At 25.8% G+C, this 18,010-nt stretch carries 16 protein-coding genes; 9 read left to right on the top strand and 7 right to left on the bottom strand.

The features are described from left to right. Positions 1-34 precede the first annotated feature (34 nt). The 8 genes from CRU93_RS06370 to CRU93_RS06405 all read left to right on the top strand — a co-directional run bounded on the left by CRU93_RS06370 (position 35) and on the right by CRU93_RS06405 (position 10,329). Entirely contained in the window at positions 35-700 is a 666-nt protein-coding gene (locus tag CRU93_RS06370) for a uracil-DNA glycosylase (RefSeq protein ID WP_129103352.1), read from the top strand. Next, the gene (locus CRU93_RS06375; RefSeq protein WP_129103353.1) at positions 697-1,806 is read left to right on the top strand and encodes a hypothetical protein; all 1,110 of its coding nucleotides are present in this window, start codon (positions 697-699) and stop codon (positions 1,804-1,806) included. The genes CRU93_RS06370 and CRU93_RS06375 overlap by 4 nt, the downstream gene beginning before the upstream one ends. A 44-nt stretch (positions 1,807-1,850) precedes the next feature. Continuing rightward, on the top strand, positions 1,851-3,602 hold the full coding sequence (gene aspS, locus CRU93_RS06380; protein ID WP_129103354.1) for an aspartate--tRNA ligase: 1,752 nt from the start codon (positions 1,851-1,853) through the stop codon (positions 3,600-3,602). A gap of 17 nt (positions 3,603-3,619) precedes the next feature. Then, entirely contained in the window at positions 3,620-4,408 is a 789-nt protein-coding gene (locus tag CRU93_RS06385; RefSeq protein WP_129103355.1) for a metal ABC transporter solute-binding protein, Zn/Mn family, read from the top strand. An 89-nt stretch (positions 4,409-4,497) separates the two neighbouring features. Next, positions 4,498-7,086, top strand: a complete 2,589-nt coding sequence (locus CRU93_RS06390; protein ID WP_129103356.1) for a chemotaxis protein CheW — start codon at positions 4,498-4,500, stop codon at positions 7,084-7,086. Between the two features lie 70 nt (positions 7,087-7,156). After that, complete coding sequence (locus CRU93_RS06395; protein ID WP_129103357.1) at positions 7,157-8,914, top strand: YgiQ family radical SAM protein; 1,758 nt, start codon at positions 7,157-7,159, stop codon at positions 8,912-8,914. A 74-nt stretch (positions 8,915-8,988) separates the two neighbouring features. Continuing rightward, positions 8,989-9,558, top strand: coding sequence for an adenylate kinase (locus CRU93_RS06400; RefSeq protein ID WP_129103358.1), 570 nt, complete (start codon positions 8,989-8,991; stop codon positions 9,556-9,558). Between the two features lie 15 nt (positions 9,559-9,573). Then, positions 9,574-10,329, top strand: coding sequence for a molybdopterin-binding protein (locus CRU93_RS06405; RefSeq protein ID WP_129103359.1), 756 nt, complete (start codon positions 9,574-9,576; stop codon positions 10,327-10,329). Here CRU93_RS06405 and CRU93_RS06410 read toward each other — a convergent pair. Genes CRU93_RS06410 through CRU93_RS06430 form a run of 5 tightly spaced genes read right to left on the bottom strand, consistent with a single transcriptional unit; the run spans position 10,319 to position 15,239 of the window. Beyond that, entirely contained in the window at positions 10,319-10,999 is a 681-nt protein-coding gene (locus tag CRU93_RS06410; RefSeq protein WP_129103360.1) for a tetratricopeptide repeat protein, read from the bottom strand. The two genes, CRU93_RS06405 and CRU93_RS06410, sit on opposite strands and share 11 nt — an antisense overlap. After that, positions 10,996-12,018 (bottom strand): alanine racemase, encoded by a 1,023-nt coding sequence (locus CRU93_RS06415; RefSeq protein WP_129103361.1) that lies wholly within the window; start codon positions 12,016-12,018, stop codon positions 10,996-10,998. The genes CRU93_RS06410 and CRU93_RS06415 overlap by 4 nt, the downstream gene beginning before the upstream one ends. A 4-nt stretch (positions 12,019-12,022) precedes the next feature. After that, on the bottom strand, positions 12,023-13,852 hold the full coding sequence (uvrC, locus tag CRU93_RS06420; RefSeq protein ID WP_129103362.1) for an excinuclease ABC subunit UvrC: 1,830 nt from the start codon (positions 13,850-13,852) through the stop codon (positions 12,023-12,025). A 9-nt stretch (positions 13,853-13,861) separates the two neighbouring features. Next, positions 13,862-14,332 carry a DUF2059 domain-containing protein gene (locus CRU93_RS06425; protein ID WP_129103363.1) on the bottom strand — a complete coding sequence of 157 codons (471 nt, stop codon included), beginning with the start codon at positions 14,330-14,332 and terminating at the stop codon, positions 13,862-13,864. 10 nt (positions 14,333-14,342) lie between these two features. Then, the gene (locus CRU93_RS06430; protein ID WP_129103364.1) at positions 14,343-15,239 is read right to left on the bottom strand and encodes a hypothetical protein; all 897 of its coding nucleotides are present in this window, start codon (positions 15,237-15,239) and stop codon (positions 14,343-14,345) included. 79 nt (positions 15,240-15,318) lie between these two features. Between CRU93_RS06430 and CRU93_RS06435 the strand changes: the two genes are divergently transcribed. Continuing rightward, entirely contained in the window at positions 15,319-16,005 is a 687-nt protein-coding gene (locus CRU93_RS06435; protein WP_129103365.1) for an SOS response-associated peptidase, read from the top strand. Here the strand turns inward: CRU93_RS06435 and CRU93_RS06440 are convergent. Further along, the gene (locus tag CRU93_RS06440) at positions 16,002-17,291 is read right to left on the bottom strand and encodes a diguanylate cyclase (protein WP_129103366.1); all 1,290 of its coding nucleotides are present in this window, start codon (positions 17,289-17,291) and stop codon (positions 16,002-16,004) included. The genes CRU93_RS06435 and CRU93_RS06440 overlap by 4 nt on opposite strands. Before the next feature lie 81 nt (positions 17,292-17,372). Continuing rightward, the coding region (locus tag CRU93_RS06445) for a choline/ethanolamine kinase family protein (RefSeq protein WP_129103367.1) at positions 17,373-18,010 on the bottom strand (638 nt) is incomplete at its 5' end.

An 18,010-nucleotide genomic window follows, 5' to 3' on the forward strand; every position in this document is an offset into this window, starting at 1 on the left:
AAGTGTGAAAGTAAAAATTCTGTAAAATTGCCAAATGACAAAAACAGTTAAAAACAAAATTTTATATCAATTAAATTTTTTGAAATCATTAGGATACAATTATCATAGTAATGTTGATTTAGGTAATAATAGTATGGTTGATTCATCTTTACCCGATAATATTACTGAATTGGAAGATATTGTTAAGAACTGTTATTTATGTGATTTATGTAAAAGTAGAAAAAATGTATTATTTGGACAAGGCAATAGTGATGCATCTATTATGTTTATTTTAGATGAACCAAGTAGTAGTGAAGATTCTATTGGAGAATTTTATGTTGGCAAAAGTGGAGAAATATTAAAAAATATGATTCAAAATGTTTTGAATCTAAATTTGGATGATATATATATTACAAATATTGTTAAATGTAAAGGGCATGATGGTTTTACTACATCTCAAGCAAATAGTTGTAGTTTATATTTAAATAAACAAATTGAGATAATAAATCCTATGCTTATTGTTACTTTCGGAGAAAAAGCTTATAAGCATTTATCAACTGATAATAGTAACTTTGAACAAATTAGGGGAAATATCTTACCATATAAATATTATAATATTTTGCCAACATTTTCACCTAATATTTTACTTAGAAATCCATCACTAAAAAAGCAAGCCTATCATGATATGTTAAAAATAAAATCAATATTGGAGATAAATTGAAAAATATAATTCTTATATTCGTTGCAATTTTTTTATTTTTTGGTTGTACCCCCAAAGGGCAAGTAGAAGTAAGAAAAACTCAGCCTACATATAAACAAGAACCTAAAAATCAAATTGATGAGAATGAATCTTTTCAAAAACAAACACAAATTAAAGAAGCTAAAACTATTAGTGATGAGGATTTGGATAATAATGTTTTTAAACTTGCAATTCTTTATCCTTCTAATGTAGTAGGTAAATATGCAAATAATACAGTAAATACAATTACAGGGTATTTATTGTATAAAAATAAAGGGTTTATGATTCAAAGCTTTGATACTTCTATTGAAAGTATTAATTCTATAAAAAAACAATATGAAGCATTAAAAGAAAAAGGTTTTCATAATGTAATTGCACTTTTTACAAATACTGGGTATGATATAATGTCTAGTTTTTCATATGATAGTGATATGAAAGTATATTTTCCTTTGATAAATTTTGATGAAGTTTTGGCTACAAAAAAGAACTTCATTTATGGTGGTATTTCTTATCTTAAGCAAATAAAATTATTACAAACACTATCAAATAAAAACAATATAATGTTTTATCAAAATAATTACCTTGGTAAAAAACTTAAAAAGATTTATGAAAACAATGTAAATAATATTGAAGCAGTAAAAGAGATTAAAGTAAGAAATAATAACTATAAAAGTCTTGTTGATGATGATAAACTTTTAAATTCTTCTATTACTTTAAATACTTCTATTATTAAAACATCTATTTTATTATCTCAAATTAGAGCTTTTGAAAAAGAGCCTGAGGTTATTTTATCAACTCAAATTAATTATAATCCTTTATTAGTGTCTTTAACACAAACAAAAGATAGAGTTAATTTTGTAATTGCTAATTCAATTGATAAAACAGATGCAAAATTAGAAGATACAATGGATTTATTAGGTATTGATATAGTTTATGATTGGGTAAATTATTCTACCTTAGTTGGTGTTGATAAGCTTTTTGATGATAATAATGAAAATTTGATTAAAACGCAAATCAATAATAATAGAGTCGTTTATATACCAAAATTGTATAAAAACACAGAATACGGATTTCAAAAGATTAAGTAAATCTTAGTTATAATCGCGAATATTTAAAATACGGAGTTTAGAAATTGAGAACGCATTATTGTACACAAGTAACTGAAAAAAACATTGGTGAGACTGTTACTGTTGGTGGTTGGGTTAACAGTAGAAGAGACCACGGAGGTATTATATTTATTGACCTAAGAGACAAAGGTGGATTAGTTCAATTAGTATGTGACCCACAAGACAGTAAAGAGTCTTTAGAAAAAGCAGAGACTGTAAGAGACGAGTTTGTTTTAATTGCAACAGGAAAAGTAAGAGCTAGAGGTGAAGGATTAGAAAATCCAAATTTAACTACTGGTAAAATTGAAATTGTTGTAAGTGAATTAACAATTGAAAATAAATCAAAACCTATGCCATTTGAATTAGGTGATGAAAAAGTAAATGAAGAGATTAGATTAAGAAATAGATTCTTAGAATTAAGAACACCAAAAGCTTTTGATATTTTCAAACTTAGAAGTAAAGTTACTATTCAAGTTAGAAATACATTAGATGAATTAGGTTTTTTAGATGTTGAAACTCCAATTTTAACAAAATCAACTCCAGAAGGTGCTAGAGATTATTTAGTTCCAAGTAGAGTACATCCTGGTGAGTTTTATGCATTACCTCAATCACCACAATTATTTAAACAATTGTTAATGATTTCTGGATTTGATAAATATTTTCAAATTGCTAAATGTTTTAGAGATGAAGATTTAAGAGCAGATAGACAACCAGAATTTACACAAATAGATGTTGAGATGTCTTTTTGTGAGCAAGAAGATGTTATTAAAGTAGCAGAAAAATTAATTTATGATGTATTTACTGCTTGTGGAAAAGAAGTTCCTTCTACTTTCCCTAGAATGACATACAAAGAAGCAATGGAAAAATATGGTTCTGATAAACCAGATTTAAGATTTGATATGCCAATGGTAGATGTTATAGATATTTTTGAAAAATCTTCAAATGAAATTTTTGCATCAATTGCAAAAGATAAAAAGAATAATAGAATTAAAGCTTTAAAATGTCCAAATGGAGATAATATTTTCTCAAAAAGACAAATGAAAGGTTTTGAAGATTATGTAAGAAAATTTGGAGCTAAAGGTTTAGGTTATTTCCAAATGAAAGAAGATGGATTAAAAGGTCCATTAACTAAATTCTTTACAGAAGAGGACTTAGAAGATATTATTAAAGCTACTGAGTTAGAAGTTGGTGATGTAGTATTTTTCGGAGCAGGTGAAAAGAAAACTGTATGGGATTATATGGGAAGATTTAGACTTTATCTTGCAGATCAAATGGATATTATTCCTGCTGATACTTATAAATTCTTATGGGTTGTTGATTTCCCAATGTTTGAAATTGAAGATGGAAGAACAAAAGCATTACACCATCCATTTACAATGCCTAAAGATTTAAATAAAGATGATTTAGAAGATATAGAATCAATCGCTTATGATATTGTATTAAATGGTACTGAACTTGGTGGAGGTTCTATAAGAATTCATAAAGAAGATATTCAAGCAAAAGTATTTGAATTAATGGGAATAAGTGAAGAAGAAGCACAAGCTAAATTTGGATTCTTATTAAATGCACTACAATATGGTGCTCCAAGTCATGGTGGTTTCGCAATGGGTCTTGATAGATTAATTATGTTGTTAGCAGGAACAGACTCAATTAGAGATGTTATTGCATTCCCTAAAACTCAAAGAGCTCAATGTCTATTAACTGATGCTCCAAGTCCAGTAGATAATGAACAACTAAAAGAGTTAAGTCTAAGAATTAGACAAACTCAACAATCTTAATTTTATAAAGAGAAGATATGAAAAAAATAGTAATAATACTTTTTTTTCTGTCTTTTTATTTTGCATATGCAAAAACTAAAATATCAGTAGATATTCCCCCTTTACAATTTATTATTGAAAAAATAGCAAAAACGCATATTTATACAAATTCATTGTTTAGTGAAAAATATTTGACTGAATATCCTTCAAAATCACATTTAAGAAAAATATCTTATGCTCGTGTTTATTTAACATTAAATCTTCCTAGAGAACAAAGTTATATCAAAGATTTAAAAGTTATTAGTAATATTAAAATTATTGATGTATCAAAGGGAATTACAAAAATTAATAATAATCCATATATTTGGATGGATCCTTTAAAATTTAGAAAAATAACTTTGAATGTTTATAATGAAATCATTAAATTAGATAAAGAAAATAAAAAGTTGTATAAAAAAAATCTAGATAATTTTTTGAAAAGTATCGATAAGATTTTTTTATTGATAAAACAACAAATGTTTGGTTTAAATAGTTATAATATTTATGCCTTTGGTGATTATTGGGATTATTATGCTGCTAGATTTGGAATTAATTTATATAAAAAGAAAAATGAGAAACTTAACGCAAAACAGATAGCTGAAACAATTGAATTTACAAGAAAAAATAATGTATGGTACTTTTTAGTAGCCCCTGAGTATTCACCTAAAGTCATAAATTTTTTTATTGAAAATTCTGAATCTAAACCTCTTCAAAATAATATCTTTAAAAAAGATTGGCAAGCAAATATATTTATTTTTGCACAAGCATTAAAAGATATGTACAAATAAGTATACAATTGTGTAATTTGTATACAAAAATGAATAATAATTTTTTTTATCTTGCTATATAATATCTGTATATTATTTAGGGGAATAGAATGTCAGAACTTGTTAATTATAAAGGAATAAATGTAAAAAAAAATTTATATCCTATAATAAAACATATAGAAGACGTAGATAAATATAGAGAAGAATTAGGAAGATTAAGCTCATCTTGGGATATTTTTGCACTTTTAGGACAACTTGGAGATATCAATATAGATATTGGTAAAACAAAAGAGAATTTTTTAAATCTAACTTCAATTTTATTAAATCATTTAAGCGAACAAACTATAAAAAAAGTAACTCAAGAGATGAATTTTAAAGCTCAAGTTGCAATTGATGTTGTTATTAGAAATTTATTTGAAAGAACTGCAGATATTGGTTTTTTGGCAACTGATGATGATATAAGAAGTTTTATTCAAAATTATGTATCAGATTATAATGAAAATAGTTCAATTTTAAAAAATAAAATACAAAAAAGATTCAAAGAGTATGTTGCTAAATATTCAGTATATTTTGATATTGTTTTAGTAAATACAAAAGGTAAAGTTTTAGTAAGACTTGACGATTCACAAAAAATTGAAAAAATAGATATAAACTTTGTAAACGATATTTTAAATAGTAATGAAGAGTATGTTGAAACATTTAAGCATCATGATTTTATACCACAATATGAAAATAGTTTAGTTTACTCATATAAAGTAACTAAAACAAATGACTCAAGTTCAGAAAAACTTGGTGCATTATGTTTATGCTTTAGATTTCAAGATGAAATGAAAGGAATTTTTTCAAATATAATTGATACTAAAAATAAAGAGGCAATTACAATTTTAGATAAAAATGCAGTAGTTATTTCTTCTAGTGATACTGAACATATTGCACTTAATTCTAAATTGGAATTAGTATTAAATCAAGATTATAAAATTGTATCTTTTGCAGGTAGAGATTATATTGCTAAAACTTGTATTACAAATGGTTATCAAGGGTTTAAAGGTTTAGGCTGGTATGGGCATATTATGATACCAATTGAGTATGCATTTTTAAGTAATGAAATTAACTCAAAAGAGGTTGATAAGGATATTATAAACTCAATGATGGGAAATGAGCAACATTTTTCAAAAGACTTAAAAGAAGTATTTAATAAAAGTAAAACTATTCAAGATAACTTAAATAGAGTTATTTGGAATGGTAATATATCTCAAAGTAAACAAAACTCATCAAATAGAAACTTTTCAAAATCACTTTTAAATGAAATTGGTGTTACAGGTATAAGAGCTAACTCTTCGCTTAGTAATCTAACTCAAACTATTATTAGTTCAATTTTAAAAGATAGTGAATTTTTATCTTCATTGGCAATTGATATTATGGATAGAAACTTATATGAAAGAGCAAATGATTGTAGATGGTGGGCTTTAACATCATATTTTAGAGAGGCTTTAGATGATATTGATTCAATAAATTATAAAAAAGATGAATTAACTTCAATATTAAAATATATAAATGATTTATATACAGTTTATACAAATCTTTTAATTTTTGATAAAGAGGGTAAAATAATTGCAGTGTCAAATGATAAAGATGAATATTTAGTAGGTAAAGTTTTATCAGATGATTGGATAAATAAAACTTTACATTTAAAAGATACTTCAAAATATTGTGTATCCAAATTTGATAAAACAAGTTTATATGAAAATCAATCAACTTATATTTATTGTAGTGCAATAAGAAGTTTAAAAAATGAAAATATAGTAAATGGTGGAATAGCAATTGTCTTTGATTCAACACCACAATTTAATGCGATGTTAGAAGAGACTTTGCCAAATGATAGTGATGGAAAAAAACAAGATGGTGTTTTTGCATTTTTTACAAATAAAGATAAAAAGATAATATCATCAACAAATGAAGCTTTCAAAGTTGATTCAATATTAGATATTGATAATGAATTTTTTAATTTAAAAAATTCACAAAAATATAGTAAAATTATTAAGTTTGATGGTAAGTATTATGCCGTTGGTTCTAAATGTTCAAATGGATATAGAGAGTATAAAAGTGTAAAAGACGATTATCAAAATGATGTTTTATGTATTGTTTTTATTTATATTGGTGAAATAAATGAAAAAAATAGATTAGGGCATAAAGATAATAAAAATTTTATAAGCTCTTCAAATAAACATATTGGTGAAAATAGTATCGATTTAGCTACCTTTCATCTAGGAGAAAAGTTTTTGGCAGTTGAAGCTAAAAATGTAGTATCTTCAATAGGAATTGATAAACTTGAAGAATCAATTGAAATGAATAAAAAAAATCACTTTAAAGGGATGGTTTTATATAAAGAAAAATTGATCTCAGTTTTAGATATAAGAGATTTTATCAATGAAAACATAAGTGATGATGAGTTAGAAAATATTATATTACTTGAATATGATAAAAACAATACTCAACATTGTATTGGTATTTTAGTCTCATCTTTAGAAAATATTGCAGTTGTAGAAAAAGATTCAATTCAACATATACAAAATCACTTTTTAGGTTCTGGAACTTTAGTTGAAAGTCTAGTTGATATTAAAGAAAATAATGAATCAAAAGTTGCAATGATTCTTGATATTAAAAAAATAGATGATAATTTAAACCAAAGTGTGAGCTAATTTAAAATTTATAGAATAAGTTAATTGATATTTTGGCACAATACAGAAAAATATTAAGGCCAAAATATATATGAATAAAAATGAATTTTTACCAACTACAATGCAAGAGGTAAAAAAAAGAGGTTGGGATGAACTTGATGTTGTTCTTATCTCTGGAGATGCTTATATAGATTCTCCTTTTATGGGAATTGCCGTTGTTGGAAGAATACTTGAAAGTATAGGATTAAGAGTAGGTATCATTGGACAACCAGATATAAACTCAGATGTTGATATTAAAAGACTAGGTGAACCAAAACTTTTTTGGGGAGTTAGTGGTGGAAGTATTGACTCAATGGTATCTAACTACACTGCAACTAAAAAATTTAGAAATAGTGATGATTATACTCCTGGTGGGAAAAATAATAAAAGGCCAGATAGAGCTACAATTGCATATACAAATTTAATAAGAAGATTTTATAAAAACACAGTTCCAATTGTTTTAGGTGGAATAGAAGCAAGTCTTAGAAGATTGACTCATTATGATTATTGGTCAAATAAATTAAGAAAACCAATTTTATTTGATACTAAAGCAGATTATATGATTTATGGTATGGGTGAACAAGCAATTATTGATTTAGGAAACTATTTAAGAGATGGTAAAGATCCAAAAACTATTAGAGGGCTTTGTTATATTTCAAAAGAACCTGTTGAAGAGTTTTTACAAATACCAAGTCATGATGAGTGCTTGAAAGATAAAGAGAAATATATTGATTTATTCAAAGTCTTTTATGATAATAATGATCCTGTATATTCAAAAGGTCTTTACCAAAAAGTAGATTCAAGATATTTAATTCAAAATCCTCCATGTGATTATCTTGAAGAGGAGGGGATGGATAAAATAGCATCTTTCCCTTATCAAAGAGATTTACATCCCTATCATAAAAAAGAGGGTAATGTGAAGTGTTTGGAGACAATTAAATTTTCTATCATGACTCATCATGGGTGCTGGGGTGAATGTAATTTTTGTGCAATAGCAGTACATCAAGGTAGAACAATTAGAACAAGAAGTGAAAAAAATATTATTCAAGAAGCAAAAGATTTTACAAAAATTAAAGACTTTAAAGGAATAATTTCTGATGTTGGAGGCCCCACTGCGAATATGTATGGTTATGAATGTAAGAAAAAGCTCAAAAAAGGTACTTGTGTAGATAACTATAGATGTGTAGATGATAAAAGACTTTGTAAAGCAATGAAAGTTGATCATAGTAGAAATATTCAACTTCTTAAAGATATAAGAGAAGTTCCTGGTGTGAAAAAAGCATTTGTTGCTTCTGGTGTAAGATATGATTTAATAACTGCTGATAAAAAGCATGGTTATGAGTATTTAAAACAGATGGTAAATCATCATATATCAGGGCAGATGAAAGTTGCACCAGAACATACAAGTGATGAGGTTTTATATCATATGGGAAAACCTGGGAAACAAACATTAATTGATTTTAAAAAGATGTATGATACATTGAATAAAGAAGCTGGGAAAAAACAATTTTTAACTTATTATTTAATTGCAGCACATCCTGGATGTGAAGATAAACATATGCATGATTTAAAAAATTTCACTACTCATGAATTAAAAATGAATCCAGAACAAGCACAAGTTTTTACGCCAACTCCAGGAACTTATTCAGCTGTTATGTATTATACGGAAATGGATCCTTTTACAAAGAAAAAAATCTTTGTAGAAAAAGATACAAAAAGAAAAGAGCGTCAAAAAGATATAGTAATAAAAAAACAGAACTTTAAACACAACTCAAAAAGAAAATCATACTCACATGGAATGCAAGGTTAGTAAAAATATATATAAGTTGTATTTTGTTATAATGCGCACTTCAATATGTTTATAAAAATTAATAAGGGACATTTATGAAAAAACTTTTTTTAATTATTGGTGCACCAGGTAGTGGTAAAACAACAGATGCTGAATTAATCGCTGAAAAACATGAAAATATTACTCACTATTCAACAGGTGATATGTTCAGAGCAGAAGTTGCAAGTGGAAGCCAAAGAGGTCAATTAATTGATTCTTATGTTTCAAAAGGAAATTTAGTACCAATTGATATTGTTATTGAAACAATTGTAGGAGCTATTAAAAAAGCACCAACAGATGTTGTTGTTATTGATGGTTATCCAAGAAGCCAAGAGCAAATGACTGAACTTGATAAATATTTAGCAACAGAAACTGAAGTAGAGTTAGTAAATACTATTGAAGTAGAAGTTTCTGAAGAAGTTGCAAAAGATAGAGTTTTAGGAAGAGCTAGAGGGGCTGATGATAATGTTGAAGTATTTAACAATAGAATGAAAGTTTATACAGACCCATTAAAAGATATTCAAGCATTTTATTCAGAAAAAAATCTATTAAAGAAAATTAATGGTGAAAGAACAATTGAAGAGATTGTTTCTGAAATGGATGCATTTATCCAATCTAAAATTTAATCTTAATACTTACAGATGAAACAACCAAATTTTTACTCAGTAATTATTGGAACAGAGTTATTAAATGGGCGTCGAAAAGATGCTCATTTTGCTTTTTTAAATCAAGAACTTTTAAAAAGAGGATGGACACACAAAGGCTCATTTGTGATTGAAGATGATCCTTTACTAATGGAAAACACTTTTAATTTAATCAAATCTGATGAAAATTCAGTTATGTTTTGTTTTGGTGGTATTGGCTCAACACCTGATGATCTTACAAGAGAAGTAGCTGCAAAAGTCTTTCGAGAAGAAAAGATGGAGTTTAATGCAAAAGCTAAAGAATTAGTAGAAAATGAATTTAAAGAAAAAGCTTATCCTCATAGAATATATATGTCATATTTACCAGTAGGTGCAAAACTTCTTGATAATGTGGTAAATAGAGTACCAGGCTTTTACTTAGATGACAGATTTTTCTTTACTCCTGGATTTCCTTCAATGAGTCAAGCTATGGTTCTACAAGCTTTAGATACTTACTATATTAAAAATAATATAAATAAATATAGATTATCATTGACTGCAAATTGCGGAGAGAGTGATTTAATTGATCTGATGAAAGAAGTTCCTTCAAAAGTAGAATTATCATCTTTACCAAAGTTTGTAGATAATAAAAGACAAACTGTTATTTCACTTAGTTCTACAGATGAGAAAATTTTAGATAATTCTTTTGAAAAATTCATTTCTCAGCTGAAAAAATTACAAGTAGAGTTTATATTAAAAGATATTAGTCTTTAGATTCTGGTGGTTTTGTATAAAAATTAAATTTAAAACCTTTATCTTCTTTATATTTAGCTAATTTGTAATCTTTATAGACTTTCTTACAAAGAGCAATATTTTGTTTCATTCCTTCTTTTGCAAAAATATGTGCTCTTCCAAAATTAGCAAAAACACCTTTACCTGATGCATACATATATGCTAAATAACAGTGAGCTAATGCATATCCCTGTTTTGAAGCTTTTTCAAAATATTTAACAGCTTGTTTGTAATCTTTTTCAACGATTAATCCTTTTAAAAACAGAACTCCTATTGCATTTTGTGCAGGGGCATAATTTGCATTTGATAAATCACTTAAAAGGTTATATGCATTTATTTCATCATAATAGATTGTATCTTTATTTAAATATAGTTTAGCAAGTGCAAATGCACATTTATAATCACCAAGTGTTGAACCTTTTAGAAGAAGGATATATGTATTTTCATAATTTTTTTGAACACCTTTTCCTTTTTCATAAATAGTAGCAAGCTTATAAATAGCATCCGTATTATTTTCTTGTGCAAGATGTTTATAAAGGCTTAAAGCTTTTATAATACCCTCTTTTTCTTCAACTTTTTGGGCTTCATTAAAAGTTAAAGAAAAACAAAAATTAAAAACTATACAAACACAAAGAAAATATCTATAAATCATATAACCTCTTTTTTTATATTTGGATTTAGTGTTGCTAATATTTCATATCTAATTGTATTGTGAATTGATGCAAGTTTTGTAACATCTTCAAAAATGCAAACTTCATCATCTTCACTATTTATACATAGATTATCCATTGATACTTTTCCTAATATTTCATACCCTTTTGGTGTAAGATATTTATTTGAACCATTTAGTCTTAAAAATCCATCTCCATATCCAACATCATAAGTTGAAATAGTCATATCTTTTGGCGCTTCATATGCACCTCCATATCCAACTCTTTGACCTTTTTTTAAAACTCTTGTTGTAATTTTATTTGCCCATAAAGACATTACAGGTTTTAAATCAGGAATTTTAAATACAGTGTCAGAATCTAAATATCCATAAGTTGCAATTCCAACTCTTGTAAAATCTTCATCAAAGTTATTGAACCTAAAAAGAGCTGAAGAATTTGCAGAATGGAATTTTGGAAGTGGTAAAAAAAGTTGTTCACATATCTTTTTAGTTTCTTCTTTTATTTGTGAGAAATTGGCTCTTTGCCAGTAAAATTCAGTTGATAAAATATCAGCTGCTTTATAGTGTGTGAATAACCCTGTGAAATTTAAGTTTTCTTTACAGATACCATGAATAGCCTCTTTAAGCTCTTCTTTAGTTATACCATTTCTATGCATACCAGTGTCAATTTTTAGATGAACATTCGTGTTTTTGGGCAATCTTTTAAGTTGTTCAATACTATTAACTGCTATGTGAAAAGTATGTGAATAAGTGTGAAAATCACTTTCAGCTAAGATTAATGTTTGTTCAAATAACTTTTCGATTTTTATTGCTTCATCTAGTGTTTGAACTACTGCTTTTTTTATACCAAATTCACTTGCTAATGTTGCGATTTCAATTAGACCATGTCCATATGCATTATCTTTTAATACAACAGCTACTTTTTCTTTACCATTTGCTTTTTGTGAAATGATATTTAGATTATGAAATAAATTTGCTTTATTAATAACAATTTTTCCCAAGATCTTATTCCTTGATTTCTTTAAAATAATTAAATAATACTTTAGCGTCTTTTTCGTTTAATACTGTTTTTAATTCATCAATTGATGATGATTTTATTTTCTCAAATTCACCAAAATATAAAAGAAGCTTTTTGACTTTTGCTTCACCTATACCTTTTATCTGAAGTAGTGAAATTTTGCTATCTTCTTTTCTTTTTTGTTTTTTATGAAATGATATAGCAAACCTATGTGCTTCGTCTCTTAATCTTTGTACAAATTGTAATCTTTTATCACTTGGAAGTAAATCAACTCTACTTATAACTCCATCTTTTTCATAATAGATTATATCTTTTGCACTACCTTTTGCTCTGTGAGCTTTAAAATCAAGTTTCTCTTTTGCAATGGCAATAACTTCTAGATTTACTCCCACAGAGTTTCTTATATCAACTGCAAGTTTTAAAAGAGTTTCTCCTCCATCTATTACCCAAACATCTGGTGCTGGATTTTTTTCAAAACTATCAACTCTTCTCATTAGAGTCTCTCTCATTTGAGCATATTCATCTTTTGCTTCTAAATTATAGTGTCTATAATCTTTTTTTACAAATTTTTCTTCCCATGTAATCATTCCTCCAACTGTTGCTTGACCCATCATATGTGAATTGTCATAACATTCAAATCTTGTAGGAGTAGAAGAAAAGTGAAATAACTCTTTTAACTCTTTATATAAAGAAGAAGTATTAACATTTTGTAATCTTAATAACTCTTTACAATTATTTAGTGCAACTTCTACAATTTTTGTTTTTTTACCCCTTTTAGGGTTTATTATTGGAATGTTTTTATCAAATCTATCTTTTAAAAATAACTCCAAATCATCAATATCATCAATTTCATGTGCAACAACAATCTCTTTTGGAAGAAGGGGAATTTCATTGTCATAATAGTTGATAATAGCTCTTTTATAAGCTTCATTAAAATCAACTTCAAGCTCTTTTTGATTTATTTTTAAATAGTCATGATTACTTGAGGCTAATTTACCATCTCTAAAAAACATTCTTACTAAAACTGCTTTTTCTTTAGAAACTTCAATTGCAAATAAATCTATATCTTCATTTGTTGCTAAGTCCATTCCTGTGTGAATTTGGGATTTTTCTATTGTTTTAATTCTATCCCGTAGTTTCATGGCATCTTCAAATCTAAACTCATTAGAATATTGCAACATTTTTTCATTTAATTTTTTTACCAATTTATTTTTATTATAAATATATTCTAAAGCTTCATCAACTATTTTACTGTACTGTTCTTTTGTAATTTTACCTACACAAGGAGCATAGCATTTTTTGATTTGATGAAATAAACATGCTTCTTTTGATTTTATACATGCTTTTTTTTGAACTAAAGGAACAATCTCATATATACTATCAAGCATATCTCTAGCCCCTGTTGAATAAGGACCAAAATATTTGATACTTTTATCTTTAAGAACTTTTCTTGTAATTTCAAGTCTTGGAAAATCTTCTTTATAATCAATAATTATATATGGATAGGTTTTGTCATCTCTTAATAAAATATTATATTTTGGTTTTAATTGTTTAATAAGTGAATTTTCAAGAATAAGTGCATCATGTTCACTTGGAACAACAATCCATTCTAAAGATTTAACCTCAGTAATCATTTTAAATATTCTAGGGCTTAATTTATCAGCTGGTCCTAATTTAGGAGTAAATTTAAAATATGATTTTACTCTATTTTTTAATACTTTTGCTTTTCCTACATAAAGAAGGTGCCCATCTTTATCAAAGTATTGATAGACACCTGCATTATTAGGTAGCTCTTTTAATTTTTCTTCTAGATTCATTGTATATTATTATTTTTGTTGTTGCATATTTTGTTGTTGTTCTTTTATTTCTTCTACTCTTTGTTGAATCATCATTTTTAATTCATTTTGATGTGCTTTTACTTTTCTTATTCCTATTTGGTTACTTTCATATGAAATTTGTGGTAATTGTGTTATAACTTTTTTACCAACATCTGATTCATAAAATTTTCTAATCTTTTTTAATTCATCAGTAGTAAATCTACTTGTATATAAATTTATTAAATCTTCTTTGATTGAATCAAAATTAATATATTTTGAAAAAAAATCTCTCAACACATCTTCAAAAGGTCTAAGTTGAGGTTTTACTTGTAGTTGTACTCTTAACAATTGATTTACTATTTTATCATAGTTATTGTTTGCATTGATTGTATTTACTATTTGTTCAGCTTCATCATGTGCCTCATTTGCATATAAAGATGCAGCCAAAATTAGTGGTGCTAAAATTTTTCTTAATTTCATTTTATTTCCTTTAGTGATAGTTTATATAGTATGGTTTTATCATAATTTTTTGATTTCCAACAGGTTCTAATCCCATTATTTGTTTAGGTGTCATTATAGGCTTTATATCATTATTATAAAAGATTTTAAAGCCTCCAACAGCTTTATTTGTTTGACTAATTGCATATAAGCCATTATAAATTTTAGTTTTTACTGCACCTGTTCCATGTCCATCAATATTATAAATAAGTTCAATATTATCATGTATTTTAACATATCTTTTATTTCTTAACATTCTTTTATGAAACATATGAATAATTAATTTCTTTCTTTGTATTATATTATGAGAAATTAAATAATCACTAATTAGATCTTGAGCTTCGTTTAGTTGCCATGCTGTAATATGTCCAATATATTTCCCTGGAGGATATTTTTTATGTTTAGGAATTTTAAATTCAGGATCAATTGCTAAGTGAACATTCTCATATTTTAAATATTTAAGTACAGGTTTTATAGCTTGTGCTGGAGTTAATGTACCTAATTGTAAATCAATAAATACTAAAAAGTTTTCTTTTTGTGCTCTTTTTATATATTTCATTAGAACTTTATCACTCATTCCTAGTAAATAATCTTTCTTTCTTCCTGGATCTTTTGTAGCAAGAGAATAAATTATGTGAAATGCAAGTTTTATATCAACTTTATTATTTAGCTCTTTATTATAGTAAGCTTTTTGTTTTTTCATTTTTTTTACTAGTTCATCTATGCTATTCTCTCCTAAAATTCCTAGGGAAGCAGAGTGAGGTCTTCCATAATATCCTATTACAAGTTCACCACTTTCTTCTTGTTGAATTGATTGTTTTGAAAAGTTTGCATATAGAATTGTAGATGTAAAAATAATTGATAAAAATATTCTAAAAATCTTAATCATTCTCTCTTTCTTATTTAAAAAAGTTATTTTTATGAAAGTATAATATATTATTTTAAAACCAAATTTAAAAAGAGAAAAAATGCCTGGAAGATTAGCTATTTATGATGATGAAAAATTTAAAAAAACTGTAAAAGAGTTTATAAAAGTAGATTTAGTTAAAAATCTAAACAAAAACTATAATATTGCACCAACGATGCCTATACCTACATTATTAAATGAAGGAACATATTTATATGCTCATTTTGGTTTTTTACCTTCATGGGCAAAAGATAAAAAATCAATGAATATAAATGCAAGAAGTGAATCAGTATTTGAAAAAATGACTTTTAGAGATGCTTTTAAATTTCAAAGGTGTATTATACCCATTAATGGATTTTTTGAGTGGAAAAAAGATGATAATGAAAAAACTCCATATTATGTTCAGTCAAAATATGGGCATAGTTTAGCACTTGCTGGTATTTATAATGAATGGTTTGATGAACAGCTAAATCAAAAAATCGTAACTGTTGCTTTAATTACTTGTGATGCAAATAATAAACTTTCAAAAATACATCATCGAATGCCAGTTATTCTAAACGAAAAAGATTTTAATACTTGGTTAAATTCTGTAAATTTAGCTGAAGTTAACTCTTTATTTAAAATTTATGATAGTGATTTAATTAATATATATGAAGTTACAAATGAAGTAAATAAAGTACTTTATAACAATTGCAATGCAATAAAAGAGAAAAAAAGAGTAAAAAAAGGTCAGCAAACACTATTTTAAGCTTTTACGATAGTATTTCTTCCTTTGTCTTTTGCTTTATATAGTAAAGAATCAGCTCTATTTAATATTTTTTGAAATGTATCATCTTGTTTTATTTGTGTAACACCAATACTTACAGTTACTTTAATTACTACTTGTTTATACAGTGTACTTAAATCTTGAATCTCTACTCTTATTTTTTCTGCTAGTTTTAATGCACCATCAATATCAGTATTATTAACTATTATAGAAAATTCTTCTCCTCCTGTTCTTGCTACAATATCAGAGTCTCTTGTATGAGTTTTAAGTGTATTAGCTATTTGTATTAAGATCTTATCACCTGCATGGTGGCCATAGTTGTCATTTATTCTTTTAAAGTAATCAATATCAAGGCAAATTATACTAATACTTTTATTTTCTCGTTTTGCCAAAGAAAATGATTTATTGCCCATTTCAAAAAAGAATCTTCTATTTGGAATATTAGTTAAATAATCTGTAATTGCTGTTGTTTTTAATTGGTTATTTAAAACTTGAAGTTCTTTTGTTCTTTTTTCAACTTTTTTCTCAAGTGTTCTATTTAGAATTTTTATATCTTTATTTTTTTTGAAAATAGAGTTAATTGTAAATATAATTAATCCTATAAAACAAAGTGAAGTAAATATTACTATAAGTGTAATATGAAAAGTGTTTGTATTTATTAAATCTACACTTTTTTTATATGAATTTATAGGAAGTGAAACTCTAAGTCCTCCTATAATATCTCCAACTTTCAAATTTTGATATGAATGGCATTGTAAACAAGTTTTTTCAACTCTTAGTTCTCCTAAAAAATTATATTTATTATCTTCAAATTCAGTAAAAAACTTTTTTTCTGGATGTGTTTTTAATTTAATTAATGCTTTTCTTTCAAATGTATCAGGCAAGTTATGGGGGTTAAGTGGATTTAAACTAGTTATCTTAAAATAGTAATCTTGTTTTTTATTAGATATTTCTGATATTTGTCTTGTCATCCATGCTGGATTTACTCTTATTAATTGTTCATTGTTTTTTGTGTATTCTACATTATCTTCTAAATATGGATTAGGTTTTAGCTTTCCATTTGCTTTTACATAAACTCCCCCATGTGAAGATGACCATGTTCTAACATTTATCATATTAGAATAAAGAGATTTAGCTTCATTAAAAAGTACTTTTTTATGTAATTTTACATAGCTATTTTTATAGCTTTGAGTGTATTGTATTATTGCAAGAGTAAATGCTACTATTATTGTAGTTATAAAAATTATTATTAAATTTTTTCTCTTCATAATTTTTACCTTTATATAAAAATTATTATATCAAAAGAAGTAGTACTTGTAATTAAAATGTCACTTAAATTACAATATTTTTTAAATATTGTAACTAAACCATAAACTACATAATAAAATATACAGTTTTTTATAAGATTTTAATTTGTTTTTATTAATCAAAGAGCCTAATTTAAAATACTTTTCTAATAAAAATTGTTCTTTTTGTTTTGAAAGATTAAATTCAACACAAATAGTAGCTAAATCAAAATAGATATCATTTACACCTGCATATTCCCAGTCAATAACCTTAATTTTATGATTGTTAGTAAAAATTATATTTTTTGTATTTAGGTCATGATGGCATAATGCAAACTGCTTTTTATATAAAGAGATTTTTTTTAGTTCTTTTTTTAATTTTTTTAAATATCTTATATTTTTATTATCTTTTAGTTTTTTTGTATAATATTTTAAATCATTATAAAAGTTATATTTCTTTGATTTTATTTTTAAAGTATGAATTTTTTTTAAGACTTTTGCTAATTGTTTTATATCTTTTTTTCTTAAACTATTTTTATGAATACCTTTTATGTAACTGCTAATTAGAAAACCTTCTTTTTTATCAAAATAATAAACTTTTGAACTAATTTTTTTTAAAAAAGCTTTTTTTTGAACTTTATATTCAAACTCTCTACTTATGTTTACACTTTTATTAAATTTAAAGATTCTTAAAATATAGC

Source organism: Arcobacter sp. CECT 8985, assembly GCF_004116495.1.
Classification (GTDB): Bacteria; Campylobacterota; Campylobacteria; order Campylobacterales; family Arcobacteraceae; genus Malaciobacter.